20 protein-coding genes are annotated in these 26,764 nt (G+C 71.1%); 11 read left to right on the top strand and 9 right to left on the bottom strand.

Annotated features, from left to right (window positions below; translation table 11 throughout):
* Nucleotides 1-70 precede the first annotated feature (70 nt).
* The 3 genes from SH922_RS03105 to SH922_RS03095 are packed head-to-tail and all read left to right on the top strand — an operon-like array spanning nucleotide 71 to nucleotide 4,607.
* A complete protein-coding gene (locus SH922_RS03105; protein ID WP_393054411.1) occupies nucleotides 71-3,142 on the top strand; it encodes an AAA family ATPase in 3,072 nt (1,023 codons plus the stop codon).
* Nucleotides 3,139-3,999: a S8 family serine peptidase gene (locus tag SH922_RS03100; protein ID WP_393054409.1), complete on the top strand. Its 861-nt coding sequence runs from the start codon at nucleotides 3,139-3,141 to the stop codon at nucleotides 3,997-3,999. The genes SH922_RS03105 and SH922_RS03100 overlap by 4 nt, the downstream gene beginning before the upstream one ends.
* The gene (locus tag SH922_RS03095; RefSeq protein WP_393054407.1) at nucleotides 3,996-4,607 is read left to right on the top strand and encodes a GAF domain-containing protein; all 612 of its coding nucleotides are present in this window, start codon (nucleotides 3,996-3,998) and stop codon (nucleotides 4,605-4,607) included. The genes SH922_RS03100 and SH922_RS03095 overlap by 4 nt, the downstream gene beginning before the upstream one ends.
* A 39-nt stretch (nucleotides 4,608-4,646) precedes the next feature.
* Here SH922_RS03095 and SH922_RS03090 read toward each other — a convergent pair whose 3' ends face one another.
* The 5 genes from SH922_RS03090 to SH922_RS03070 all read right to left on the bottom strand — a co-directional run bounded on the left by SH922_RS03090 (nucleotide 4,647) and on the right by SH922_RS03070 (nucleotide 10,907).
* Nucleotides 4,647-5,759: a glycosyltransferase gene (locus tag SH922_RS03090; protein ID WP_393054405.1), complete on the bottom strand. Its 1,113-nt coding sequence runs from the start codon at nucleotides 5,757-5,759 to the stop codon at nucleotides 4,647-4,649.
* Nucleotides 5,756-7,891, bottom strand: coding sequence for a prolyl oligopeptidase family protein (locus SH922_RS03085; RefSeq protein WP_393054403.1), 2,136 nt, complete (start codon nucleotides 7,889-7,891; stop codon nucleotides 5,756-5,758). Before SH922_RS03085 ends, SH922_RS03090 begins: the two co-directional genes overlap by 4 nt.
* Nucleotides 7,892-7,941: 50 nt before the next feature.
* Nucleotides 7,942-9,339, bottom strand: a complete 1,398-nt coding sequence (locus SH922_RS03080; RefSeq protein ID WP_393054401.1) for an MFS transporter — start codon at nucleotides 9,337-9,339, stop codon at nucleotides 7,942-7,944.
* Nucleotides 9,336-10,532, bottom strand: a complete 1,197-nt coding sequence (locus SH922_RS03075; RefSeq protein WP_393054399.1) for a radical SAM protein — start codon at nucleotides 10,530-10,532, stop codon at nucleotides 9,336-9,338. Before SH922_RS03075 ends, SH922_RS03080 begins: the two co-directional genes overlap by 4 nt.
* Before the next feature lie 111 nt (nucleotides 10,533-10,643).
* Nucleotides 10,644-10,907: a hypothetical protein gene (locus tag SH922_RS03070; RefSeq protein WP_362550661.1), complete on the bottom strand. Its 264-nt coding sequence runs from the start codon at nucleotides 10,905-10,907 to the stop codon at nucleotides 10,644-10,646.
* A gap of 256 nt (nucleotides 10,908-11,163) precedes the next feature.
* On the opposite strand from SH922_RS03070, the gene SH922_RS03065 reads away from it, so the two are divergent.
* The 5 genes from SH922_RS03065 to rhaS all read left to right on the top strand — a co-directional run bounded on the left by SH922_RS03065 (nucleotide 11,164) and on the right by rhaS (nucleotide 17,771).
* Nucleotides 11,164-12,411 carry a cytochrome P450 gene (locus tag SH922_RS03065; protein ID WP_393054396.1) on the top strand — a complete coding sequence of 416 codons (1,248 nt, stop codon included), beginning with the start codon at nucleotides 11,164-11,166 and terminating at the stop codon, nucleotides 12,409-12,411.
* A gap of 505 nt (nucleotides 12,412-12,916) precedes the next feature.
* Nucleotides 12,917-14,446, top strand: a complete 1,530-nt coding sequence (locus tag SH922_RS03060; RefSeq protein ID WP_393054394.1) for a sugar ABC transporter ATP-binding protein — start codon at nucleotides 12,917-12,919, stop codon at nucleotides 14,444-14,446.
* Nucleotides 14,443-15,498 (top strand): ABC transporter permease, encoded by a 1,056-nt coding sequence (locus SH922_RS03055; protein WP_393054392.1) that lies wholly within the window; start codon nucleotides 14,443-14,445, stop codon nucleotides 15,496-15,498. Before SH922_RS03060 ends, SH922_RS03055 begins: the two co-directional genes overlap by 4 nt.
* Nucleotides 15,491-16,543, top strand: a complete 1,053-nt coding sequence (locus SH922_RS03050; RefSeq protein ID WP_393054390.1) for an ABC transporter permease — start codon at nucleotides 15,491-15,493, stop codon at nucleotides 16,541-16,543. Before SH922_RS03055 ends, SH922_RS03050 begins: the two co-directional genes overlap by 8 nt.
* A gap of 136 nt (nucleotides 16,544-16,679) precedes the next feature.
* Nucleotides 16,680-17,771, top strand: coding sequence for a rhamnose ABC transporter substrate-binding protein (gene rhaS / locus SH922_RS03045; RefSeq protein WP_393054388.1), 1,092 nt, complete (start codon nucleotides 16,680-16,682; stop codon nucleotides 17,769-17,771).
* A gap of 148 nt (nucleotides 17,772-17,919) precedes the next feature.
* On the opposite strand, the gene SH922_RS03040 is transcribed toward rhaS, so the two are convergent.
* Nucleotides 17,920-18,876, bottom strand: coding sequence for an aldo/keto reductase (locus SH922_RS03040; protein ID WP_393054386.1), 957 nt, complete (start codon nucleotides 18,874-18,876; stop codon nucleotides 17,920-17,922).
* Nucleotides 18,873-20,816 (bottom strand): hypothetical protein, encoded by a 1,944-nt coding sequence (locus SH922_RS03035; protein WP_393054384.1) that lies wholly within the window; start codon nucleotides 20,814-20,816, stop codon nucleotides 18,873-18,875. The genes SH922_RS03040 and SH922_RS03035 overlap by 4 nt, the downstream gene beginning before the upstream one ends.
* A 110-nt stretch (nucleotides 20,817-20,926) precedes the next feature.
* Between SH922_RS03035 and SH922_RS03030 the strand changes: the two genes are divergently transcribed.
* The 3 genes from SH922_RS03030 to SH922_RS03020 all read left to right on the top strand — a co-directional run bounded on the left by SH922_RS03030 (nucleotide 20,927) and on the right by SH922_RS03020 (nucleotide 23,727).
* Nucleotides 20,927-21,766 (top strand): amidohydrolase family protein, encoded by an 840-nt coding sequence (locus SH922_RS03030; RefSeq protein WP_393054382.1) that lies wholly within the window; start codon nucleotides 20,927-20,929, stop codon nucleotides 21,764-21,766.
* Nucleotides 21,767-21,901: 135 nt separating this feature from the next.
* Nucleotides 21,902-22,888, top strand: a complete 987-nt coding sequence (locus SH922_RS03025) for an acetylxylan esterase (RefSeq protein ID WP_393054380.1) — start codon at nucleotides 21,902-21,904, stop codon at nucleotides 22,886-22,888.
* Between the two features lie 68 nt (nucleotides 22,889-22,956).
* Nucleotides 22,957-23,727: a GntR family transcriptional regulator gene (locus SH922_RS03020; RefSeq protein WP_393054378.1), complete on the top strand. Its 771-nt coding sequence runs from the start codon at nucleotides 22,957-22,959 to the stop codon at nucleotides 23,725-23,727.
* 63 nt (nucleotides 23,728-23,790) lie between these two features.
* Here SH922_RS03020 and SH922_RS03015 read toward each other — a convergent pair whose 3' ends face one another.
* Both SH922_RS03015 and SH922_RS03010 read right to left on the bottom strand, forming a co-directional pair.
* Entirely contained in the window at nucleotides 23,791-25,782 is a 1,992-nt protein-coding gene (locus tag SH922_RS03015; protein WP_393054376.1) for a hypothetical protein, read from the bottom strand.
* 62 nt (nucleotides 25,783-25,844) lie between these two features.
* Nucleotides 25,845-26,756 carry a carbohydrate ABC transporter permease gene (locus SH922_RS03010; protein ID WP_393054374.1) on the bottom strand — a complete coding sequence of 304 codons (912 nt, stop codon included), beginning with the start codon at nucleotides 26,754-26,756 and terminating at the stop codon, nucleotides 25,845-25,847.
* Nucleotides 26,757-26,764: the final 8 nt, after the last annotated feature.

Below are 26,764 nucleotides of genomic sequence, written 5' to 3'. Positions count from 1 at the left end.
GAGCTGTCCCCGGTGCCCCGAACCGCCGCCGGACGGGGCGGCCTTCTGCCCCCGGTGCGGAACCGCCTGCGTGGCCGCTGCCGGTTCCGCCACGGCCGAGGAACGACGGGTGGTGACCGTGGTCTTCTGTGACCTGGTCGGGTCCACGGCCCTGTCCGGCCGGCTCGACCCGGAGACGCTGCGCGCGGTGACCCTTCGGTACTTCGCGCTGATGCGGGCCCGGATCGAGGAACACGGCGGCACGGTGGAGAAGTTCATCGGTGACGCCGTGATGGCCGTCTTCGGGGTTCCCGCACGTCACGAGGACGACGCCCACCGTGCCCTGGCCGCAGCCCGCGCCATGGTCACCGGTCTCGACGGCCTCAACGCCGAACTGGAGCAGGAGCACGGGGTGCGGCTCGCCGTCCGCATCGGTGTGAACACAGGCGAGGTCGTGGTGAGCGTCGACCCCACCGCCCGGCAGGCACTGGTCTCCGGCGAGGTGGTCAACATCGGCGCCCGGCTCGAACAGCATGCCGGCGCGGGTGAGATCCTGATCGGCCCCGCCACACTGCGCGCAGCCGGGCCCTCGGCGGTCACCGAATCCGCCGGATCGCTGTCCCTCAAGGGAGTCGGCGTCCCCGTCCCGGCCCGCCGCCTGGTCGCCCTGCACGAGGACGACCCGGAGCGGGTACGCCGCTTCGACACCCCCTTCATCGGGCGGGAGCAGGAACTCGCCGAACTCCGGCTTCTGTTACGGAAGCTGGCGGCAGACCCCCGTTCGTATCTGGTGACCGTCTACGGCGAGGCGGGTCTCGGCAAGACTCGCCTGCTGCGCGAATGGCTGAGGGACTGCCCGGCGTACGGTGAGGGCCGGTGCCGTCCGTACGGCGAGACCGGCACCCTCGCACCGCTCGCCGAAGCGGTACGCCAGGTCCTCGCGACCGTCGGAGAGGATGCCGCGCTCGCAGGTCTGCCGGCTCACGAACGGGCGGAGGCGCAGCAGGCGCTGAGCCTGCTGCGGACCGGTCTGCTCGCGGACGGGACACCCAGCCCCTCCACGGACGACACCCTCATGGCGCTGGCCTGCCTGCTGGACGGGCTGGCCCGTGAGCGGCCCGTGGTGCTCGTGCTGGACGACTGCCACTGGGCGTCCGCACCGCTGCTCGACATGGCGGACCGGCTGCTGGAGGAACTCGACCGCTCGGCCGTCGCCCTGGTGTGCGCCGCACGCCCCGAACTGCTGGAGACACACCCCGGCTGGGGCAGCGGCCGGATGCGTTCCGCGTCCCTCATGCTCACCCCGCTCACCCGGGAGGAGGCCGCCGTACTCGCCGGCGAGCTCGTCGAGGTGGCGGCCCACCGGCAGGGAGTGCTGGAGGGTGCCCTGGACCGCGCCGAGGGAAATCCGCTGTACCTGGAGCACCTGACCGCCATGGCGGCCGAGGGCGACGACCTGCCGATCTCCGTGCACGCCCTGCTCGGCGCCCGCATCGACGCGCTGCCCACCGAGGAGCGGACCCTGCTGCAACTGGCCGCAGTCCTGGGCCGCGAGTTCCAGCGCGCCGATCTGACCGAACTGGCAGCAGCCGAGGAAACCGGCCCCCCGGAGTCCGCCGCCGGTCTGCTGCGCGGCCTCGTGCGACGGCGGCTCATCGAGTCCGGGGGCCGCACCCCGGCCGCGAGCCCCGTGCTCCGGTTCGGCAGCGCCCTGGTGCAGGAGACCGCCTACCGCGGGATGGCCAAGAAGGTACGCGCCGGGCGTCACGAACACGCCGCCCGCGTGCTCGTCCGGCACGAGGCGGGTGACGCGGCCGTCGGTACCCACCTGGCCCGCGCCCACCGCCTGCTCGTCGAGCTGGGGACGCGCGACGACGGCACCGACGCGCTGCGGGCCCGTGCCGCCGCCCTGTTGACCCGGGCCGGCGCGGCCGCTCTGGCCCGCTCCGACCTGCCGTGGGCCGACGACCTCCTCTCCCAGGCCCTGGACCTGGCCGCCCCGGGCGAACCCGCCGCAGCCGAGGCCGCCCGCCGGCTCGGCGAGACGAAGGTCGCCCGCGGCGAGCCGGTGCGGGGCCGGGAACTGCTGGCGGGCGCCCTCGACACGGCCGGCCGGACCGGTGACAGGCTGGGCGCCGCCCACGCCCGGCTCGCGCTGACCGCCCTCGACCCCCGGCACGGGTCCGCAGCCGACGTGGCCGAGGCCGCGCTCGCACTGTTCACGGTGGCGGGCGACGACCAGGGCATCGCCCGTGCCTGCGTCCGCATCGCACAGGACCGCCAGCGGCGCGGACGGCATGCCGAGGCCGAGGCACTGCTGAGCCGGGCCCTGGACCACGCCGGCCGCGCCGACGCCGAACCCGAACGGGCCCTGGCGCTCGGCGCGGTCGGCATCTCCCTGTGGCGGGGCCCGACCCCGGTCGCGCGTGCCGTCGCCCGCTGCGAGGAACTGCTCACGGCCCACGGCGCCGGCCGGCCGACCGTCCGGGCCACCCTGGCCTGCCCACTGGCCGTACTCCTGGCCCTCCAAGGTCGCCACGACGAGGCGCACGAGCGGCTGGCCGAGGCGGCGCGGCTCGCAGGCGGCCTCGGCTACGCCGAAAGCGCGCTGTTCGTCCCGCTGTTCGCCGCCGAGGTCGAGGCCCTGACCGGGACGCCGGACCGCAGGCTCGCCCTGCTGGACGAGGCAGCCCGCGCCGGGCGTGAACTCGGCTCCACAGGCGCGCTGCCCGGCATCGCCCGCGAGCGGGCCCGCATCCTGCTGGACCGGGGGGAGCCGGCACAGGCGCTGGCCCTGCCTGACCCCCAGGAGTCCGGCCTGCCCCCGGCGGAGTCCGCCGACGCCCACGGGCTGCGGGCCCGCGCCCTCGCCCTCGCCGGGGCACCGGCCGCCGCGCGCGCCTGCGCGGACCGGGCGACCGCCGCGGCCGGTGACACGGACTCCCCGGTCGTCCGCGGCACCGCCGCCCTCGACCGTGCGCACACGCTGCGCACACTGGCCCTCCCCGATGACGCGGCGCGGGAGGCGCGCACGGCGCAACGGCACTTCACCACCAAGGGACACCAACTCGGCGCGGACCGCGCGGCCGCGTTCGCCGACGACAGTGCGGCCGCGGCCCGGAGCACCGACTTCCCGGCCGGGCGGAAAGGCGGGACCCCATGACCACCGGGACGGCAGGGGGGCTCACCTGGAGCCTGCGCGACCGTGCCCCCGAGGACCTCACGATGTTCGCCGACACGGTGCAGGCGCTGCCCGCCGACCCCTCGGCGTGGTCGGACGGCGGAGGCGTACGCGTGTGTGTGGTCGACACCGGAGTGGAGTGCGGTCATCCCTCGGTCGGCACGGTCCAGGGCTCCTACGAGGTGGCGCCCGCTCCCGACGGGACCTTGCGGGTCGTCGACAGCGGTCCGCTGCCCGACGGCACCGGCGACGGATGCGGGCACGGAACGGCATGCGCCGGAATCGTCCGGCGCGTGGCGCCCGGCTGCGACCTGTACAGCGTGCGGGTGCTGGGCGAGGGCTTCACCGGCAGCGGCGACGCCCTGCTCACAGGGCTGCGCTGGGCAGTCGAGCAAGGCTTCGACGTGGTCAACCTCAGCCTGTCCACGACCCGTCCGAAGTTCCTCGAAACCCTGCGGTCCCTGGCCGACCAGGCGTTCTTCACCGGCACCACCCTGGTGGCGTCGGCCCACAACACACCGGTGGAGAGCTTCCCCTGGCGGTTCTCGTCGGTCATCTCGGTCGGTACGCACCGGGAGGACGACTCCGGGCTCTTCCTGTACAACCCCGCACCACCCGTGGAGTTCTTCGCACCCGGTCAGAACGTGCAGGTGGCCTGGACGGGCGGCAGGACCATCCGCACCACGGGGAACAGCTTCGCCACCCCCTTCATCAGCGGGATGTGCGCACGGCTGCTCGGCAGCCGGCCGAAGCTGACGCCGTTCCAGATCAAGCACGCGCTCTACCTCTCCGCCGCGAACGTACGTATCGGCGAACCAGAAACCCGAGGTGAATCATGAGCCAGTCCCACGGCCTCGTCCCCGCCACCGACGTGGGCCCCGCGACACAGGCCGGCAGCGCCGAGCGCGATCTGCTGCAGTCCGTCGTCGAGACCGCGCGGGCCATCTTCGGCGCGGCGGCCAGCTCCGTCCTGCTGCACGACGAGGACGCCGACGAACTGGTCTTCCAGGCGGTGGCCGGTGAGGGCGAGGAGTCCCTCGTGGGTTCCCGGTTCCCCGCCGGCCGGGGGCTGGCGGGCTGGGTGCTCGTCTCGGGCGAGCCGATGGTCGCGGACGACCTGAGGAAGCAGGGCATGTTCGCCCGGGACGTCGCGAAGTCGACCGGGTACGTGCCGGACGCGCTGATGGCGGCGCCGCTGGCCCACCGCGACCGGGTGCTCGGGGTGCTCGAAGTGCTCGACCCCGCAGAGCAGTCCCGGTCCAGCCTCTCCGAACTCGATCTGCTCGCCCTCTTCGCCCGCCAGGCCGCGGCGGCCCTCGCGGTCGTCACGGAGCGGCGGCGCGACGAGGCACCGTCGGCGGTCCGGCTGCGGAGCCTGGAGCTCGTGACCGCGTTGCGGGACGTGCTGCTCGACGGGATGCCGCCTCAGGGCCCGCACGAGGGATGAGCGCTCCGGGGGCCACCGGACCCCCGGAGCGGCCGAGGATCAGCGCGCCGCCGATTCCACGGCGTCGGCGGCGCGCGTCTCGCTCTTGCCGTCGGCGAGCAGGCCGCCGACCTCCTCCACGCGAGCTCGCAACTCGGGGTCGCGGGCGGCGTCGTCGATCGCTGCACGCAGGTCCGGTGCGGGAGAACCGGGCTCCGGGAACCTGCGGGCGACGCCGGCGCGCAGACATCCGGCGGCGAGGACCTGCTGCTCGGAGCCGTTGGGCGCGACGAGCAGCGGCTTGCCGTGCAGGAGTGCGGCGAGGACGGGGGCGGACGTCGCATTGGTCAGGACGAGCTCGGCCCGATCCACGAGCGGACCCATCCAGCGGCGGCGCCCCACGATCAGGTCGGCGTCCGCGGCGGCCTCGGGGGCACCCGACCGCCCCAGTTCCACGACGGCCCGGTGCGTGCCCGAGGTGAACGCCGCGTTGAGGCGCGGCCAGAGGCTGGTGCCGCCGAAGGTACGGCCGAGATGGACGTACGCCAGGGGCATGGAATCCGGCAGCGGCTCCGCCGCCGAGGGCTGCGGCTCCCACCAGCAGGGACCGACATGCCGTACGGCCGGGGGCAGTTCGGCGTCGGGTACCTCCATGACGGGGTGACCGCGCAACAGGAAAGCGGTGCCGAGCAGCGGCGTGTCCGGGAACCGGTCACGCCGCGGGGTGAGACCGGCCCCCTCCCGTACCGCCGCATAGTGCTTCAGGGTCTCCGCCAGCCGCCACGCTCGGCCGCACGCATCCGCCGGCCCGGCGCGGTAGGGCCACAGGTGCGCCGCGAGCCCGAGCACCACCACCGGCAGATCGGCGGCCTCGGCGGCCACCAGGGCGCCGTGGCAGAGCACGGAGGTGACCAGGACGTCGGGCCGCAGCCGCCGGACCGCCTGTGCCACCGCCGTGTACTGCCCGGGGCCCCGGACCGTCCAGTGGGCCACCGACAGCGTCGTGCCGTCCGTGACGGCCGCCGTCCCCAGGCCCGCAGCGGTGACCGCGGCCATGGCCGGCGGCCCGGCGAGGACGTGGACCGTGTGGCCGCGGTGGCGCAGTTCCCGGCCGACCGCGAGGGTCGGGTACAGGTAGCCCGGGTCGTTCAGCGGGCACAGGAGTACGTTCATCCCGGGACGCCCCTCCTCAGGTCGAGGCCCAGGTGGTGGGCGAGGAAGGCCATCACGTCCGCGTACAGGCGGGCACTGCGCGAGGCGCCGCGTGTACCGTGCCCGACGCCGCGCTCGGTCCGCAGCACCACCGGGCCGTCACCCGAACCGGCCCACTGCAGGGCGGCGCACATCTTCCGGGCGTGCGCGGGGTCGACGCGCGTGTCGCCGTCGAACACGGCCAGCAGCACGGCCGGGTAGCGCGCGCCTTCGCGCACCCGGTGGTAGGGGGAGTAGGCGAGCAGCCGCGCGAACTCGGCAGGGTCCTCGGCACTGCCGTACTCGTCGCGCCAGCTCGCCCCCATCCCCGACAGTTCGTAGCGCACCATGTCGAGCAGGGGCGCCGCGCAGACGACGGCCGCATAGCTCTCCGGCCGGCGCGTCAGCGCGGCGGCGGTCAGCAGACCGCCGTTGGAGCTGCCGAGCAGGCCGAGCCGGCCGGGCGCGGCCCATCCGGCACGGAGCAGATGGTCGGCAGCCGCGTCGAAGTCGTCGAAGGTGTTGTGCTTGTGCTCGCGCCGTCCGGCCCGGTGCCACTCCTCACCCTCCTCGCCCCCGCCGCGCACGCAGGCCACCGCGTACACGCCGCCCGCGCGCACCCACGGCACGGCCTGGGGAGTGAAACCGGGCGTCATCGAGGCGCCGAAGCCCCCGTAACCGCTGAGGACGGCGGGGCGCGGCCGGTCGGGACGGCCCTCGGGGGACATCACGAACATGCGCACCTCGGTGCCGTCGCGGGAACGAACGACCTCCTGGGTGACGCGCACGCCCTCGGCCGGCGACACGGCCGGCGGTCCGACCGGCCAGGGGCCCAGCTGTCCGGTGGTGGCGTCGTAGTGCAGGACGACGGTGGGCGTGATGTGGTCGGTGTACGCGAACCACACCTCGTGCCCCGGGTCCTGACGTGTGGTCAGCCGAGTCACCGTTCCCTGTCCTGGCAGGGTCACGGCCCCGGTGAGGGCGCCGGTCAGGGCGTCGTGGAGGGTCATCTCACCGACCGCGTGCCGGGTCCGTACGACCACCAGCAGCGGCCGGTCCAGCGCCGGGCCGTCCAGGACCGCGAAGTCCTGGAGCACGGTGCCGGGTTGCTCACCGACCACGGTGCGCCAGTGGTCGGGGCCCGTGGCGTCGCGGCGGGCTGCGGCGATCCGGCCGCGCGGGGCCCCGGCTGTCGTCCTGAGCAGCAGCGGTCCGCCGCCCGGCCGGAGTCGGACCGCGGTACGGGCGTCGGTGCCGTGCTGAAAGCGGCGAAGTCCGGGGCGGAACGGACCGGTGTCCGTCAGGTCGGCGGTCCACAGGTCGGTGCGCGGCGCCGTGCCCTCACTGGCACCGACGACCAGGAGCCGGCCATCGGGTGAGGTGGCCACGGTGTAGTACTGGGTCTCCGGCCGCCCGGCGCCGAAGACCTCCGTGTCCCGGTCGGCCGGGGTGCCGACCGTGTGCAGATACACCCGGCGGTGGCGGCCCGCCCCACCCGGAGCCTCCTCCGGCGGCAGCCGGCGCACGTAGTAGAAGGCCCGGCCGCCCGGCAGCCACGCCACGGGAGAACGGCGGACCCGGTCCACCGGTCCGTCCACCACCTCGCCGGTCGCCGTGTCGAGCACCCGCAGCACAGACTGCTCCGTACCGCCCGAGGACAGCTGTACGGCCACCAGGTCGCCCTCCCACGACGGCTCCCAGGCGTCGAGCACCGTTGTGCCCGAGGGGTCGGCCGCCAGCGGGTCGAGCAGCACCCGTGTCCGGCCGCCCTCACGGACGGTGAGGACGGCGAGTTCATGCCCGGGTGCTCTGTGCAGGTGGAACTCCCGCGCGCCGCGCGGCACCGGCGGGCCGGTGCCGCCGCCGGCGAGCAGCGTCGTGATCCGTTCGCGCAGCGCCTCGCGGCCGGACCAGCGTGCCTCCTCCTCGGCGTAGAGGAGGTCCTGGGCGGCGCTCCACGCGGTGGTCGCGGGGTCCTGCGGATTCTCCAGCCAGCGGTAGGGGTCTGCCACCGGCCGGCCGTGCACGACCTCCACCGGTCCGCTTCGAGGGGCGGCCGGGTAGGTGTACCGGGCCGGCGTCGGCCCGGCGTCGCGGGGCGGGGACACGGTCATCGCGGCACTCCAGGGAGGACGGTCACGTCGGGCACGGGAGGAGGGCGGGGTCAGGTGCCGCCGGTGTTCCGGCGCGGTGCGGGAGGTGCCGGGATCAGCCCCACGGACTTGGTGCCGTGCGGGGCGGCCTGTTCGGGATGCGGTTCTTCCGCCGGCCGCTCGGCAGGCGCAACGCTGTCCGATTCGCCGCGGTTCTTCGCGCTGTCGCTGTCGCTGTCGCTGTCGCTGTCCCTGTCGCTGTCACCGGTGGCGTCCAGGCTGGTCTCCCGCAGCAGGGGCACCGACGAGAGCACCGTGACCACCGCCGCGGCGCCGGCCAGGACCAGCCAGGTGCGGCTCCCTCCCATGGAATCCACGAAGGAGCCTGCCAGGATCGGTCCGGCGGAGGCGAGACCGGCCATCAGCAGCCCGGTCGCGGTGCTCACCCGGCCGAGAAGGTCTCGGGGCGCGAGCACCAGGATCGCGCGCCCGACCACGATGCCCGCCGGCGGGCTGAAGAAGACGACGACGACCAGCACCGGACCGATCGCCCAGGGGTGCGTGGTCCCGGAGAAGACGGCGAGGCCGAGTGCCCAGACGGTGCCGATGAGCAGGAACAGCCGGCCGGCCGGGTTCCTCTTGATCAGCCACGGCGCCGCGGCCGCGCCCAGAAGCCCCCCGATGCCCGCGCAGGCCATCACCGCTCCGATCGCGGTCCCGCCTGCGCCGCTCTGGCGCAGGGAGACGACCATGGTCGTCTGTGCGGCCGCCGAGACGATGTTGATGCCCGCGGCGAAGAGCAGGGCGGCCAGCAGCGCCCGCTGGTGGGTGAGCCAACGCAGCCCGGCCGTGAGCCGGTTGTCGCGCTCGCTGTCCGCGACCCCCTGGGAGGGCCGGATGCCCATCCGCAGCAACAGCACGGCGGACACCCCGTAGGAGGCCGCGTCGACCGCGAACGGCAGGATCGGATCCACGGTGAACAGCCAGCCGCCGAGGAACGGCCCGATCAGCGAACTCGACGCCATGGCGGTCTGGCTGCGGCTCAGCGCGTCAGTGAGGTCCTTCTCCGGCACCACGTCGCGCACGGCGATCGTGGCCGCAGGTGAGAAGAGCGCGGTGGCCGCGCCCTCCACTATCGCCACACAGAGCAGATGTGCCTGGCCGAGCTCTGCCAGTCCCGACGCCAGCGGAATGCTGGCCAGCGCCACGAGCCGCACCAGGTCGGTCCCGACCATGATCATCCGCCGGTCGAGCCGGTCGGCGAGATGACCGGCCGGCAGACGCAGCAGCGTCCGGGTCACCATCGAGCAGGTCGCCACCGTGCCGGCCTGTGCGGCGCCCCCGCCGATGGACAGGACGAGCAGGGGAAAGGCCAGCAGCGACAGCTGGGATCCGAGGGTGGACAGCGTCGAACTGATCCAGTAGCGGCGGAAGTCGGGGTTGGTGCGCAGGATGCCGGCGCTCTTCATCCCAGCCGTCCGACGGCATTGAGGCAGTCCAGCACACCGGCGTCGACCCGGTCCTGGAAAGTGGCGCGGACGGCCGCCTCCTCGTCGTACTGGTAGTGGTCGTGGCAGCTGACCCAGCGGCCTTCCGTCTGCTCGGCGCTCAGATAGCCGTCGGTGACGGTGCCGACCTCCATACCGGGCTTGCCGGCGGTCTCCCAGCAGCTGGCGAGGACGCCGTCGGCGTTGATGACCGCGCCGTACTGTCCGTCGCTGAAGGAGCAGGCCTGGCAGGGGACATGGGCGCGCGGACGGGCCACCGTGAAGCCGAGATCCAGCGCGCGGGCGTGCCAGCGGACGAAGTCCGCGACGAGGCCGTCCTCGTGCATCAGGTTGTTCGCGTAGCCGACGCCGACATCCCCGACCCGCGCGAAGTGGATGCCGCAGCGAGCCGGATCGAGGCGCGAGCCGAGGCGTTCGACCAGTTCGTCCACGCCGTTCCGGTTGAGATGCGAGACGTTGACCCGCAGCATCCAGCGCAGGGAGGTCTTCTCGATGGCGCGCGCGATGTTGGAGACGATGACGTCGAAGGTGCCGCCCCCGGAGCGCTTGACCCGGATGGAGTCGTGGTCGGCCCGGTCACCGTCGAAGGTCACCTGGACGGATCCGAGACCAGCCGCGTTGAGCTCCTTGGCGATCAGCGGGGTCAGCAGGGTGCCGTTGGACGTCATCGACGCGGTGAGGGTGCCCAGCTTCCCCGCTCGGGTGAGCAGGTCGCGGCAGCCCCGCGGGTTGAGCAGCGGCTCGCCGCCGAACAGCAGGAGCGCCAGCCGGTCCATACCCGCCGCGTCCATGCGCTCGCGGGTGAAGTCCAGGACCTGTCCGACGGCTTCGGGGGTCAGGCGGGCGTGCTGGATCCGCGGCGGCCTGCTGCCGCCCTTGGGGTCCTGCGCGGTGTTCTGGAAGCAGTAGCCGCAACCGAGGTTGCAGTCCGTGCTGGTCAGCACGGTGAGCGAGTACGAGGTGTAGGGCCGTACGTCGTACAGACCCGCCTCGCGCAGATAGCGTTCGGCCGAGGGCCGCAGGGCGCCGTCCGGTTCCACCTGGCCGGGCTTCATCAGCGCGTATCCGCCGGCGCCCAGGAACCACCACCCCCTGTCGGCGCGGATCAGACGGGCCCCGGCGGTGGGGACGGCGACAGACTGCGTACCGGGCACGGCAACCTCCGGGTCGGGGCGGTGGCAGAAGAGGGAAGGCCGACGGCCGACCCCGGCCGCAGCGGCGCCGTGCGCCGCCGCGGCCGAGGAGGGCCGGTCAGTTGGACCGGATCAGGCGTTCTGCTCCTGGTGGACGCCACACCACGGGGTGTCCTCGCCCTCCTCGGAGTGCGCGATCACCTCGGGCTCCTCGGTCTCGGTCGCCTCCTGGTGCACACCACACCAGCCGACAGGTGCCTCGGAGTGCGCGATCACCTCGGGCTCCTCGGCCACCTCCTGGTGGATACCGCACCAGCCGACGGGCGACTCGACGTGCGCGACCACCTCGGGGGCGTCCTCGGCGGGGGTCTCGTTGGGCTCGACGTTCTCGGCCATGATGGTCCTCCATACGACGGGCGATCGGGACGACGGACGGCGACACTGCGCCGACCGGCAGGAAGCTAGAAGCAGGAGGTTCGGGACCGGTTCGCAGCCGGTTGTCCCGCGGTGAATCGTCCTGGTCGGCGAGCCGGTGAGCCGGTGTGGCGGGGCCGGAGGCATACCGCGATCGCACCGAGTCCGAACCGGCGGGCAACCAGCCGTTCCTAGCGTGGCCGCAGCACACTCCGCGACCGCGAGAGGACGCCTTCGCATGGACACCGAACCCGCCGTCACGGCCGGCGCGCCCGCGTCGGCAGGGCAGCAGCCGTTGCCGGAGCCGCTCGGGGCCGACTTCCTGTACCGGCCGGCCGAGGCGCTGGCAGAAATCCGGGAGACCTGTCCGGTGGCCCGGGTCAGGACGCCGGCCGGACGGCCGGCGTGGCTGGTGACCCGTGCCGAGGACGTGCGCGCCGGGTTCCGGGACCCCCGGCTCTCCTTGAGCGGCGGCCGCGTTCCCGACCCCGGCGTGCGCCGGCGCGCACTCGACCTGACGCTCGTCAACTACGACCCGCCCGACCACACGCGGATCCGCCGCCTCGCGACGCCGGCTCTGACCCCGGCGCGCATGGCCGCCCACCGCGAGCGGATCGAGCGAACCGCCGGTGAACTCCTCGACGCGGCCGACGCGGCCCGCGGCGAGGGGCCGTTCGAGCTGATGGACGCCTTCGCGCGCCCCTTCGCCTTCGGGTCGCTGTGCGAGGTCTTCGACGTGCCGGAGGAGGAGCGAGCCGCGTTGTACGAGCCGGTGGCGTGCCTCGCGGACAAGGCGGGCTGCACCGCAGCCGCGGTCGAGGAGAGCGTCGCCCGCATCGACGCCTTCGTCCGCTCCACGATGGCTCTCCGCACTACCGCTCCGGGTGACGACGTCGTCTCCCGCGTACTCGCCGCGTGGCGCGAGCAGGGCGGTGCGACCGAGGACGAAGTGGCCTCCCTCCTGGCGATGCTGCTGCTGGCCGGCTTCGACAGCACGGTGCAGGCGATCGGCATGAGCGTGGTGGCGCTGCTGGGCCACCAGGACGTGCAGCGTTCCCTGCGGGAAGAGCCGCAGCGGATCCCGCGCGCGGTGGACGAGCTCCTGCGCTGGGACACTCCGGGCCCCTTCAGTACCAAGAGGGTGGCTCTGGAGGACGTCAGGTTCGGGGACACGGTCATTCCGGCGGGCAGCGGTGTCCTGCTGTCCGTGGCGGCGGCCAATCACGACCCCCGCTGCCATGCCGACCCCGGAACACTGGATCCGGACCGGAGCACCGCGAGCCGCCACCTGACCTTCGGTCTGGGCCCGCACTACTGCCCCGGATCGGCGCTGGCCCGGCTGGAACTCACGGTGGCCCTGACCTGCATTCTCGGCCGCTGGCACCGCCTGATACCGGCGGTGCCGCTGGATGAACTGGCCTGGGGCGGCGGCTATCTGCACCGCCGCCTGGCCGCACTGCCCGTACTGCCCTGCGGGCCCGCATAGGGCACGCCGGGGGCCCGGGACCTCGGTTCTCCGGTTCCCGGCGTGCGCAGGCGTCGGCTCACGCGTCTTGTCCCCGCCCCAGGAACTCGTGGCCCCAGTAAGAGGTCTCGATCCGTATGTTGGCGAGTGCGGCCCTGACCGTGGCGAAATCAGGCATCTCCACCGCAGGATGTGCAGGCGGCCCGAGCACCCGTGGCGTGATTAATGAATCGATTCATCCCTTGAGGTGAAGTTAATCGTCGGCGTGGGTGTCGTCAAGGGTTCCCACCGGGCGGTGGGCGTGTTATCTGATCGTGTCGTCATCGTGGCCGGGGCTGTCTCAACGGCCCTGCCCTTGCCCTCCAGTAAGGCATGACAACGTTTTCTCCGGCCCAGCGATGTTTCGTGATGTGCGGCGCGGAACACCCCCTTGACGTGCTCGTCGGGACGGGGCTAGCTTCCCGGCAACTCCACTGAAACATTTCAGGTCGAGCGTTCTGCTCGGCACAAGCACGGGAGAACAGCCATGACGCACCCCGAACCGGAGACGACTCCGGTACTCGCGCTGGAGGGGGTGAGCAAGTCCTTCGGTGCCGTCCGGGCGTTGCGTGGTGTGTCCCTGCGGCTGTACGCCGGAGAGGCGCATGCCCTTGCCGGCGAGAACGGCGCCGGCAAGTCGACCCTGATCAAGGCGCTCGCCGGTGTGCACCGCCCCGACACGGGCACGGTCCTGCTGGACGGCGAGCCTGTCGAGTTCCACGGCCCGGCCGACGCCCGCGACGCGGGTGTCGCCGTGATCTACCAGGAGCCGACGCTCTTCCCGGACCTCTCCGTCGCGGAGAACATCTTCGTGGGCCGTCAGCCGAGACGTTCCCTCGGGCGCGTGGACCACCGTGCGGTCCGGCAGGCCGCGGCCGACCTGTTCGAACGCCTGGGCGTCGACCTCGACCCCGACCAGCCGGCGCGCGGGCTGTCGATCGCCGATCAGCAGCTGGTCGAGATCGCCAAGGCGCTCTCCTTCGATGCCCGCGTCCTGATCATGGACGAGCCGACCGCCGCGCTCACCGGCAGCGAGGTCTCCCGCCTGTTCGGCGTCGTCAGGACGCTTCGTACACAGGGCGCGGCCGTGCTGTTCATCTCGCACCGCCTGGAAGAAATCTTCGCGCTTTGCCAGCGCGTCACCACCTTGCGCGACGGTGCCTGGATCTCCAGCGAGCCCGTCGAGGGTCTGAGCGAGGACGACCTCGTACGCCGCATGGTCGGCCGCGACCTGGACGAGCTGTACCCGAAGCAGAGCACGAAGATCGGCGAAGTGGCCCTCAGCGTGCGCCGGTTGACTCGTGAGGGTGTGTTCACAGACGTCTCCTTCGAAGTCCGGCGAGGCGAGATCGTCGGCCTCGCGGGCCTGGTCGGAGCCGGCCGCAGTGAAGTGGCCCGCGCGGTCTTCGGCGTCGACCGGTTCGACGGCGGCGAAGTCGAGGTCCTCGGCCGGAAACTGCGAACCGGCGCCCCGAGTTTGGCGATGGCCGCCGGCCTCGCCCTCGTGCCCGAGGACCGCCGGGCCCAGGGCCTGGTGATGGACATGTCCATCGAGCGGAACATCGGCCTCACCGGCTTCGCCACGACCACACGCGCCGGTCTGATGAACCGAACCGCCGAACGCGACCGTGCGGTGGACTGGGCGGTCAGGCTCCAGGTCAAGTACGCCCGGCTCGCCGACGTCGTCGGCACGCTCTCCGGCGGCAACCAGCAGAAGGTCGTCCTCGCCAAGTGGCTGGCCACCTCCCCGCAGGTGCTGATCGTGGACGAGCCGACCCGCGGGATCGACGTCGGCACCAAGGCCGAAGTGCACCGACTGCTTTCCTCGCTCGCCGCGGAGGGGGTCGCGGTGCTGATGATCTCCTCCGACCTCCCGGAGATCCTCGGCATGGCCGACCGGGTGCTCGTGATGCACGAAGGAAGGCTGACCGCTGAGATCTCGAGGTCCGAGGCGACCGAGGAGACGGTGATGGCGGCGGCGACCGGCCGTGCCGACCGAGGAAGGAACGCGGCATGACCGTGACTGCAGACCCGGTGCGGCAAAAGCCCGCACCCGGTTCCGACGCCTCGCGACGACTCGTCGACAAGGTGTTCAAGGCCCGTGAACTGGCCGTGGCCCTCGTGCTCATCCTGATGCTCGGCGCGACCCAGCTCTACAACAACGGGTTCCTGTCCGAGCAGGGCATCAAGGACCTGATGCTGAACGCGACCATCCTGGTCCTGGTCGCCGTCGGCCAGGCCGTGGTGGTGATCACCCGCAACGTGGACCTGTCGGTCGGCTCAGTCCTCGGCATCTCCGCCTTCGCCGCCGGCGTCTACCTCCAGGACGGCGGCAACCCCCTGGTCGCGGTCCTGCTCGCCGTCGGGCTCGGCGCGCTCTTCGGCGTCCTCAACGGAGCCCTGGTGAGCCTGGGCAAGGTACCCGCACTCGTCGTCACCCTGGGCACGCTCTACATCGTCCGCGGCATCGATTCCATCTGGGTCGGCTCCCGTCAGATCACCGCCGACGCGCTGCCCGCCGGTTTCGTCGATTTCGGCCACGACGGCATATGGGTGCTGCCCTATCTCGCCCTGCTCGCCATGGGCGTGCTGGCCGGGGTCGCCTACTACCTGCGCAGCTACCACAGCGGACGCGACCTCTACGCACTCGGCTCAAGCCCCGAGGCCGCCCGGCTCGCGGGCATCCCGGTCCGGGCAAGGATCATGACGGCCTATGTGCTCTGCGGCGCTCTCGCCGGTCTCGCCGGAGCCCTCTACCTGGCCCGCTTCGGCAACGTCGACTCCGCCACCGGCAACGGATACGAACTCACCGTGGTCAGCGCCGTCGTCGTCGGCGGCGTCGCCTTCACCGGCGGCTCCGGCACGGTGTACGGCGCCGCCCTCGGCGCCCTTCTGCTCACCTCCATCAACAGCGTGCTCCCGGCCATGGGCGTCAGCTCCGTCTGGGTCACCGCGATCAACGGCTTCCTGCTGCTGCTCGCCATCGCAGCCGACCGGATCCTGGCCCTGCGGGTGGCCGCGGCGCTGCGCAAGAGGGCCGCACAGATGAGGAGCGCCCGCCATGCCTGACACCGTCAAGACCGCGTCCCCCGCCGCTCAGTCACCGGTCCTCGCCCGGCTCGGGGGAGCGGTCCGCTGGGACACTGCCGTCGGCGCCCTGCTGCTGACCCTCCTGATCTGCTCGTTCTCCTTCGTCGACAACTTCGGCAACGCGCTGAACCTTTCGTTCCTGATCGGCAACACCCTGCCGATCGCCCTGATCGCCCTGCCCATGATCATGCTGGTGGTCTCCGGAGAGGTCGATCTCTCCGTCGGTTCCACGGCAGGCCTGTCCGGAGCAGTGATGGGCGCGCTGTGGAACGCCGGCATGACGATCGAGACGATCATTCCGCTGTGCCTCCTGCTCGGCGTGGTCTGCGGCCTGATCAACGGACTGCTGGTCACCCGACTCGGACTGCCCTCGCTCGCCGTGACCATCGGCACCATGGCCGCCTACCGCGGCATTGCGCAGATCGTCCTCGGCTCCGACTCCGTCACCGACTTCCCCACCCAGTACCTCGACTTCGGCTCCGGCCGGATCGGTGACACCTTCGTCCCGTACGCAGCCATTCCCTTCACCGTGCTCCTCGCCGTGGCAGTCGTGGTCCTGCACGCCACACCGACCGGCCGCTCCCTGTTCGCCACCGGCGCCAGTGAGGACGCGGCGCGGTTCTCGGGCATCCGCGTCAAGCGGCTCAAGCTGTCCATGTTCGTGACGACCGGTCTGCTGTCCGCGCTCACCGGCGTGTTCTGGGCCCTGCACTACGCCAGCGCGCGCTACGACAACGCCACCGGCCTCGAACTGTCCGTCATCGCGGCGGTGCTGCTCGGAGGCATCGACTTCGACGGCGGGAAGGGGACCCTGGGCGGAGCCGTCGCCGGCGTGCTGCTGCTCGGCACCCTGCAGAACGTGATGAGCCTGCTCAACGTCTCCGCCCAGTCCCAGATCGTGGTCACCGGTGTCCTGCTGGTGATCTCCGTCCTCGCCCCCCGGGTCGGCCGTCAGGTCTCCCAGGCCAGGGCCCGCAGGAGAACCGCTGCCACGACCATCTCGCCCTCGGCCGGCATCTCCTGACCCCCCGGCACCACCCGCCCGCAGGCTCCACACGCCGCACCACCCTGGAGTCGCACACATCCCTGCACGTATTCCGTCACCGTTCGGGCGTCCGCCCGCCAGCCCCTGCCGCTCGCGGCAGCGAAAGGAAACCGTCATGTACGGCCCCACCGCCCGAAGCGCCCGGCTGACCGCCGCCCTCGCCGTCACCGCCGTCCTCGCCCTCGGCGCCACCGCCTGTTCCGGCACCACCAAGGAAGACGCCGCCAAGGAGGCCGGCCCGGCCGCGGCGAGCGGAGGCAAGGCCGACCCGAACGCCGCCACAAAGAAGGGGCTCACGGTCGCCTTCCTGCCCAAGCAGGTCAACAACCCCTACTTCACCACGTCGGACAACGGCGGCAAGAAGGCCCTGGAGCAGCTTGGCTCGGCGTACAAGGAGGTCGGTACGAGCAGCGGCACCGACACGTCGGGACAGGTCTCCTACGTCAACACGCTCACCCAGCAACAGGTCGACGCCATCGCCGTGTCCGCGCAGGACCCGGGCGCTCTGTGCACCGCGCTGAAGCAGGCGATGAAGAACGGCGTCAGCGTGGTCACGTACGACTCCGACACGAAGATCGACTGCCGCAATGTCTTCGTCTCGCAGGCCAGTGCCGAGGATCTCGGCCGCACCCAGGTGCAGCTGCTGGCGAAGCAGATCGGAGGCAAGGGTGAGATCGCGATCCTCTCGGCGGCCCAGACGGCCACCAACCAGAACACCTGGATCGACTTCATGAAGGACGAGCTGAAGAAGCCCGAGTACAAGGACATCAAGCTCGTCAAGACCGCCTACGGCGACGACGACGCCCAGAAGTCGTTCCAGCAGACCCAGGGGCTGCTTCAGGAACACCCCAGCCTGAAGGGGATCATCTCCCCGACCACCGTCGGGATCAAGGCGGCCGCCCAGTACCTCTCCGGCTCCAAGTACAAGGGCAAGGTCAAGCTGACCGGCCTGGGCACCCCGAACGACATGCGCGCCTACGTCAAGAACGGCACCGTCGAAGGCTTCGAGCTGTGGGACCCGGCCAAACTCGGCGCACTCGCCGCCCACACGGCCGTCGCCCTGGAGTCCGGCCAGATCTCGGGCAAGGAGGGGGAGACCTTCAAGGCCGGCGACCTGGGCGAGTTCACCATCGGCAAGGACGGCCTCGTCTCCCTCGGCAAGCCGACCGTCTTCGACAAGGCCAACATCGATCAGTTCACCTTCTGAGCCCCATGAACACGGTGAGATCGCGGAACGACGAGGCGGGAGGAGGGGGCGGGCGGAAGTTGCGGGGATGACCACCCCTGCGGCGCATGCGGGCGGGGCCTGCAGTGCTGCGGGCCCCGCTCGCATGCGCCGCAGGAGTTCTCGATCGCTACCCGACGCGCTCCTCCAACAGCTGCTCGGGAACGAACCCGGCCCTCGCGAGCCGCTGCCAGAGCTCGTCCGGGACCGGGAATCGGGCGGCCGCCGCGTTCGCCGTCACCTCGGCAGCCGAACGGCAGCCGAGGACGACCGAGTCGACGGCGGGGTGCAGCAGTGGGAACTGGATCGCAGCGGCGTGGATCGGCACCCCGTGCGCGTCGCACAGGGCCCGGCACTGCCTCGCCCGCTCCAGGGCCTCCGCGGGAGACTGCCGGTAGTTGAACATGGCGCCGGGAGCCGGGTCGGCCAGGAGGCCGGTGTTGAAGACGCCGCCGACGACCACCGAGGTGCCTGTCCTGGCGCACAGCGGCAGCAGTGTGGCGAGCGCCTCGTGGTCGAGGAGGGTGAGGCGACCCGCGATGAGCACGACGTCGACCTCGAAATCCGCCACGTACGAGGCGAGCGGACCGCTGTGGTTCATGCCGAACCCGATGGCCCGGACCAGCCCTTCGTCGCGCAGTCTGCGCACCGCCGGATAGGCCGTGCGGCGGATCTCGTCCGGGTAGTCGTCCGGGTCGTGCAGATACAGGATGTCGACGCCGGAGCGGCCCAGGCGGGTCAGGCTCGACTCCAGGGACTCCCGGATGCCGCGCTCCGTCCAGTCGGTGATCACCTCTCCGGGGGAACCGTCCGGCCGCGGGCGCAGCAGCCAGCCCGTCTTGGTGGAGATCACCGGGTCGGTGACCCCGGAGGGGGCGAGCAGCCGGCCCAGGCGCTGCTCGGCGAGGCCGTGTCCGTAGCGGGGTGCGGTGTCGAAGTACGTCATCCCGGCGGCGCCCGCCGCCTCGAGGGTCGCGGCGGCGTCCTCGTCGCCGACGGCCTCGAAGAGACCGCCCAGCGGCGCGGTGCCCAGACCGAGGCGGGGCAGGGTGAAGGGCAGCCGCTTCGCTGCCGGCCGGTAGGTCATGCCGTCTCCCACGGTGAGGCGCAGGCCGCGCGTCCTGCGCGCAGTGTCATGGTCAGGGTCAGCCGGATCCGTGAGTTCCCGGGGAGGCCGACGCGGCAGTACGGTCCGTCGACCGGCTGCTCGGGGCCGTCGTCCATGCGGACTGTGGCGACGTGGTGCTCGGCGAACGAACCCGCCTGCACCAGCAGGGAGCGTGCCGTACCGCCCAGGTTGACCAGCTCCACGACCGTGTGGTCCGGGCGGATGTCGGAGACGAGTGCCGCGACGTCCGGCGGAAGGCCGGGGCGGCGGGCGTCCGCGTCGTGGTAGCGCACGTGCAGGTGGACGAGGCCGCCGTTGTAGAGGACCTGCGGCGAGCCTGTGGTCAGCTGCAACAAGGCTTCCGTCACCACGGGGTTGAGGTGCTGCCAGTGGTGGATGTCGAGGGTGTCCGGGCCGACCGCCGGGTCGACGGTGTCGTTCTCGATGGCCTCGACCCGCTCGGCGCAGCTCGCCAGCGCGCTGCGCAGCATCCGCTCGGGATACTGCGGGTTCCGCCCGTGCAGGAACTCGTACCAGGGCTCCTCGTGCCCGGCCTCGTCCTTGATGCGCTGGGTGTGTACGGCCGTCCAGTCCCAGCGGGATGCGGAGCGCAGTAGCTCGATCCGGTCCCGGTCGGCCTCGTCGCGGCTGAAGTGCCAGAGACCGACGGGCAGTTGTCCCGGCATGACGGTGTAGTCGAACCAGCCGGAGTCGTTGTGCCGCTGGGGCACCATGAGCGTGCGCTCGGCCGCCATCGCGCGCAGGTGCGGCTCCCAGCGCTCGCCGAGTGTCCCCATCTCGTCCGCACCGCGCTGTTCGGCGTGGGACAGCACCACGTCGAGGGGGTTGCGGGCGAGGTCCAGGAAGCCCCGCTCCCCGGTGAGAAGTGTCGCGTTGGCCGCGCCGACGACGGTGGCGCTGCCGACGGGGGACAGGCCGTGCGGCCAGGACCATCCGTAGTGGCCGCCGTACCAGCGGCCGTCCAGATACTCGCCCACCACACCGTTCAGGCCCGCGTTGTCGGGCACGACCTCGCGGCCCGCGAGCCGCTCCTGCCACACGCCGACGTACTCGGCGACCCAGTCCGCGTAGCGCTGCTCGCCGCTGAGCAGGAAGGCCTGCGTCGCGAGGCCGGTGGCTGCCAGGTTCACGATCGTGTCACCGCGGCCCATCCGGTCCCACATCGCGCGGCCGTAGGCGCGGGCACGCTCGGGCGACGCCTCCAGATCGTCGAACGATGCGACGTCGTCGAATCCGTCCAGCGGCAGGCCGTACGGGCGCAGAGCCGGGCTCCACGGGAAGTACGGTTCCTCATCGCCGAAGCCGGAACGCGGTCCCGCCGAGCCGTTGTGCGGGGCGCGGACGACCCGGTGTTCATCGTCGTAGTTGGGGCCGCCGGGAAGGTAGAAGTCGGCGAATCGAAGGGCGAGTTCGCGTAGCTCCTTGTCGTCCGGGTCCGCGAGGCACAGGCTGTAGAAGAGGAGTAGCCCCTCGCCCTGGTGGAACCAGTCGTAGCCCCGCTCCAGGCCGTCGCGCAGCATGCCCATCTCCGTGAGCTGTGCGGTGACGCCGCTCCAGTGCCGCCGGGCGGCGGTCAGCAGATCAGCGCTGCCACCCAGCAGGTACAGCGTCGGCCAGTTGAAGAACGGCTCGTAGAAGTCGTCCACGCCGTCCCGGCCGTCCAGCCCCCGGCCGAGTGTGCCGCGGAAGACGAGGCGGCCGTCCCCCTCGGTGTAGCGGTCGGCGAAGATCCGCCATGCCTTGTTCTGGACGGCGAACAACTGCCTTTCCAGTTCCGCCCATCGGGGGAGTTCCGTGGCGCTCCGGGTCGCGGTCAGTAGTGGTCCGTGGGCCGCTGCCCCTGTGTGTGTGCCGGTCCGCTCAGGCCTGAGCATCGAGAACACCTGCTCCCTCGTCACGTAAGCATTGAATAATCGCCCATCGATAGCCGATGGTTAGACTCACCGGCGGGGAGTCGACGTGTCAATACTCAGGAGCCGCCCCGCATGCCCCGAGGAGGAGGCACATCGTGATCGACTGTCATGTTCACCTGTGGGATCCGGCTGAGGGATTCCCGTGGATCAGGCCAGGCAGTGAGCACCATCACGCCTTCGGTGAGGGTGACTTGGAGCAGTCGGGTGCGGGCCTGGACCTGACCGGAGCGGTGCTGGTCGAGGCGTCGCGCGGTGATGCGGGAGAGACGCACGCCCTGCGTGAACTGTGTCTGCGCCGCCCGGACCTGGTGGCCGGGTACGTGGCCAACCTGCACGTCCACGGCGGCGACGGACCCGACCCGTTCCGTCACCTCCTCCATGAGTGGGGCGCCTCGCGCCCCAACGGTATGAGGCTCGGCGGCACTTCCTGGGCAGGCACCCCGGAGCCGGCCCGCGCACTCGTTCCCGTACTGGCCGAGGAGGGCCTGGTGCTGGAGCTCAATCTGCATCAGGGGGCGTTGGCGGCGGCAGCCGACGTCGCCACTCGACACCCGGAGCTGACGGTTGTCGTCGACCACCTGGGCAACCCGCCGGACGCGCGCCTGCCGGCGGCGGGGGAGTGGTACCGCGACATCGAACGGGCTGCGGCTGACCCGAACGTGGTGGTGAAGCTCTCCGGGCTGCTCACCCAGCAGTACGGGGTTCCGCCGCGGCGCATCGCGCACATGGTGCGACACGTGGTGGATGCGCTCGGTCCCGACCGCTGCCTCGTCGGCTCCGACTGGCCGGTCTGCCTGCCCCGTGGCTCACGGGCCGACTCGCTCGCGACGTCCCGGCCCGGACTGGCGCACCTGACGGGCGATCAACGCGAGCGCGTACTGCACACGACCGCGGTCCGCGTGTACGGCCTCGGCGCTGACCGTCGTCGCGGCTGACCGTCGTGGGTGACCGTCCGCGTGGTTGACAGTGCTCGAATGCCCCTGATTCGATTCCCTCGATGATCGATAGGCGATGATCAGTGACCGACTCCGCCTCGCCGAGAGTCGGCCCCGACCTCCGCGGAGATGCTCATGGCACATTTCGACTTTCCCCTGGACGAGCTGGAGAGCTACCGTCCAACTCTCCCCGAGCCGGACGACTTCGACGTCTTCTGGCAGGAGACGCTTGCGCAGCAGGAGGGGTTCGGCCTCGCCGCAACGTTCGATCCGGTGCCCAACGGGCTTGTCACGATCGACACCTTCGACGTGACCTTCGCCGGCTACGGCGGCCACCCCGTGCGCGGCTGGTTCCATCTGCCGGTGACCCGCACCGGTCCACTGCCGGTCGTCGTGGAGTACCTGGGCTACGGCAGCGGCCGGGGAGCGCCGCACGAGATACGGCTGTGGGCCGACGCGGGCTACGCGCACTTCGTCATGGACACCCGCGGCCAGGGGGCCGAGACCCCCGACCCCGACCCGGCCAGTGGTGACATCGCGGCGCCCGGCTTCCTCACCCGCGGCGTGCTCGACCCGCTCCGCTACTACTACCGGCGCCTGTACACCGACGCGGTGCGTGCCGTCGCCGCGGTGCGCACGCACCCGGACGTCGACCCGGCCCGCGTCGTGGTGACCGGCACCAGCCAGGGCGGCGGCATCGCGCTCGCCGCCGCGGGCCTCGTACCCGACCTCGTGGCCGCCATGCCGGACGTGCCGTTCCTGTGCCACTTCCCGCGCGCGACGACGATCACCGACATGCCGCCGTACGACGAGGTCACCAGATTCGTGAAGCGGCACCGTGAGCACGCGGCCACGGTGACCCGCACCCTGTCCTACTTCGACGCCGCCACCCTCGCCCGGCGGGCGAATGCGCCGACGCTGTTCTCGGTCGGGCTGATGGACCGCATCTGCCCGCCCTCCACGGTGTACGCGGCGTTCAACCACTACGGCGCCGAGCGGAATGTCGATCAGTCCGGCAAGCAGATACGGGTGTATCCCTTCAACGATCACGAGGGCGGCGGGCCCGCCCATGAGGTAGTCAAATTGGAGTGGCTGGCCGATCAGCTGGAAACCTCGGTGTGACTCCATCGAGGGAAGACGGGCGCGTATTATGTCGCAACTGACGTGCCCCAGTGCAGGATTGGGAATTCATGGCATCAAATGCTTCCGGTGGATTCGTCTCCACGCTGGCCACCAACAAGGACCGGTTCCGCAAGACCCTGATCTCGGACCAGGTGTACGACCTGCTCCGCCAGGCCGTCGTCGAAGGTGATCTCGCGCCGAACGACCGCGTGGTCGAATCGGAGATCGCGCGGCGGCGGCTCGGCGTGAGCCAGGCCCCGGTGCGCGAGGCAGTCAAGAGGCTGGCCCGTGAAGGCCTGTTCACGCACGTGCCCCGACGCGGCCACTTCGTCGTCGAGGTCTCCTCGCAGGACGCGGAGTACGCACGGCAGGTGCGTGAGCCACTGGAGAGCCTTGCCGCGCAGCTTGCCGCGGAGCGCATCACGGAGGAGGAGCTCGCCGAGCTCGACGCGCAGGTCGAGCGGATGCACGAGGCGGTCGCCACGAACGACGTCAGCAACTTCCGTGACGCCGACGTCGAGTTCCACAGCCTGGTCAGCCAGTTCGCGGGAAATCCGTTCCTCGCCCGTATGTGGGAGGTCATCGAGCCGAGTCTGCGTACCCTGCGTGCCATCTCCGACCCGCTCTTCGACGGTGACAGGAGTGCGATGGCTGACGAACACGGTCGTCTGGTCGGCCTGTTGAGGGCAGGAGAGCCCGAGAAGGCGGCCCGGGCGTTCGCCGACCACGCCGCCGGCCGCGGGCCCGTTCCGGATGCGCGGGAGACGAAGCAGCCGCGCAGGAAGGCTGCCGCGACGAAGCGGACGACGTCGGGGAAGACCGCGGAGAAGTCGAATTGATCCAGACGTCATGGGCCCGATCCGGAGTATCCGGGTCGGGCCCATGACCGTGTCGCGTAGGGACTACCGACGGGCGCCCGCAGTCCACTCGGGAGCCCCGTACTGGTAGGCACCCAGGCTCGGGGCCGGATCCGTGGACCCGTCGTTGATCCCCGGAAGCGCGATCGCCTGATTACGTGCCGGGGACTCGGCGGTGAGCCGGAAATCGTGGTTCGCCGCGTCGACGAACAGCGGGTCGGTTTCCGGGGGAAGGTTGTTGGAGAGAACCAGCCCGCCATCGGTGGCGCCGCTCAGGCCGCGGATCGTACCGAGGTTGTTGTAGATCCTGGTGCCGGTCGACTGCCCCGGTTCCTTCACATAGAACAGCGTCATCCCGCCGGTGTTGTTGTAGACGCCGTTGTTGTGCGATCCGGTCCCCAGGCCGTTGAGCATCACGGTGCCCTCCCGGTTGCCCCAGCCCACATTGTTCGCGATCACGAGATCGCTCTGGCCGTTGTCCGCGTAGACCCCCGAGATCCCGAACGTGGTGGAGGTCGTGGCCGGCGCGGGGTCGTGCAGCACGTTGTGGTCGATGGACGTGCCCATCATCCAGGCACTGCAGCAGGTGTAGATCGCGGCGACGTCGAGGCTCATCCGGGCGTACCCGGAGATGTCGTTGTACGCGATCAGGTCCTTGCCCGGGGCGAGGCCGGCGACCTCGTTCCACTGGAGGTTGATCCCGCTGCGCCCGACCCGGGAGATCGTGTTGTGCGTGACCGTCTGGCTGTTGCCCTGTACGGCGATGCCCGCCGCGTAGGTGCCCATGTAGTCGACGTCGTGGATCACGTTGTCCGTGGCGGTGTTGTTCTGTCCACGCAGCGCGATGCCGTTACCGGCGCTCAGCGAGAGGTCACTGTTCACGATCTTGTTCTGGGTGCCGTCGAGGATGATGCCGCTGTCGCCGACGCCCCGTGTCACCGTGCTGCCGCAGTCCGTCGCGCCCCGGGTGATGTCCGTGTAGTGCGAGAGGTACTGGCCGTGGATGCCGTCCAGCGTGACGCCCGTGCTGGAGGGGCCGGTGGCGATCGTGGTGGCGAAGAGATCGATGCCGTCGACCGTCGTGTGAGAGGTGTTCGTCAGGTCGAAGCCGAGGGTACGGCGTTTCGCCTCGACGGTGTGGGTGTCCGGGTCTTCGGTGCCGTACACGTACAGTCGCTTCGCGGCCGGGTCGTAGAACCACTCACCCGGGTGGGCGAGTTCACCGATCTTTCCGGACAGGGCGTAGCGGGTCTCCCTCGGCACGACCTTGTGGACGCACGGCGGCGCCGCGTCCAGCGTCACCGAACCGACGGCGGAGCTCTTGACCGTGGTGGTGGCCGAGACGTACCAGTATCCGGTGAGGGCGCGCGCGCCGTTCCAGTACCCCGCCGGGCGGGTCAGATCCGCGTCGGCGACGGTGGCGTCCGCGCTGGCCTCGCCGGCGTACTGGAGCGAGGGGGCGAGCAGATCGAGGCCGGGATAGGGCCATTGGGCCTCGACGCCCATCCTCTTGTCGGTGAACACCTGCACGGTGGTCACGTCCGGGCCGAGGTCGACGTCCGTGCTGTAGATGTGCCCGTCCGCCACCGCGTCGCTGAACTCTGAGTCCGCGGCGAACGGGTCGGTCGCGGCGATCGCGGTGACGTCGGCGGTGGTGACCGGATCGAAGCCGCCGATCCTCGACGCACCGCTCACCGTCACCTCGGCACCCGGCGCGGTGCGATAGGTGATGGGCAGTTCGGCGCTGCCGGAACGGGCCGGCACCACGGTCTCTTCGTACGTGCCGGACAGAACCAGACAGGTATCGCCCGGCACCATCACATCGGCGCACTTCTGGATGTGCCGGAACGGGGAGTTGGCGGTCTTGCCGCCGGCCGCGTCCCGGCCGGAGGGCGACACGTAATAGGTCGTGCCCGCCTGGGGTCTGACGGGATGGGCGGCGGCCGGATGGCCGACCGCCACCATGGCCAGCGATGCGAGCAGGGCGGCTGCGGCCCACGACCCTCTGCGGGACCGTGGTTTCGAACTCCTCAGCACTCCGTGGTCCTTTCTCTGCTCTCGGCTCTTTGTTGGACTCGGACGGGGAAGGACGAACCCGGTCATCCCTTCACGGCGCCTACGGTGAGCCCGCTGATGATGTGGCGCTGCATGTAGATGAAGAAGATGACGACGGGTGCGATGGCGAGAAGAAGGTTGGGGAACACCTTCGTCAGATCGGTCGAGTACTGGCTGATGCCGGCGTAGACCGCCGTCGTGACCGTGTAATGCCCGGAGGACGGGCTGAGCAGGATCTGGGGGGAGATGAAGTCGTTCCAGATTCCGATCGAGTTGAGGATGATCACGGTGACCACCGCAGGGCGCATGAGCGGGAAGATGATGGACCAGAACGTCCGGTAGCGGCCCGCGCCGTCGATGGTCGCCGCGTTGTCGATGTCCACCGGAATCGTGCGGATGAAACCGACGAACAGGAAGATGCTCACCGGCAGTGTGGACGCCACATCGTGCGCGACCAGGCCGGTCACGGTGTTGGCCAGGCCGATCTCGCGCAGTACGTAGATCACCGGGATGATCACGGCGGCGCCCGGGATGAACGTGCCGGCCAGGAAGTACAGCAGGACCAGTTGCGTACGCCGCTTGAGGCTGCGCGCGATCGCGTACGCGGCGGGGCCGGCGAGCAGGATGCACAGCACGTCCACGAGCACGACGAGGAACAGCGTGAAGCCGTAGCCGTCGATGACGTTGAACTGCGGGCTGCTGATCGCGGCTGACATGTGCTCGAAGGTCAGCCCGTTCAGCGGGATCGAGAAGGGGTTGTCGAGGATGTCCTGCTGCGACTTGAAGGCGTTCACCACGAGCAGGTAGACCGGCACGATCATGACGACGAGGAGCACACCGAGCAGGGCCCACCGCACGGGCGACCGGGGCTCCTTGCGCTCCGTGTCACGCGCATCGTCACCCTTGGCCGGCGCGGCCTTCGACCTGTCGCGGACCTCTGCTTCCAGTACGACCACCAACGGCT

Origin of the sequence: Streptomyces sp. LN549 (assembly GCF_043203805.1) — a bacterium.
GTDB lineage: Bacteria > Actinomycetota > Actinomycetes > Streptomycetales > Streptomycetaceae > Streptomyces.
The sequence above is the reverse complement of the archived record's forward strand: the minus strand, read 5'-3'. Positions and strand labels throughout refer to the sequence as shown.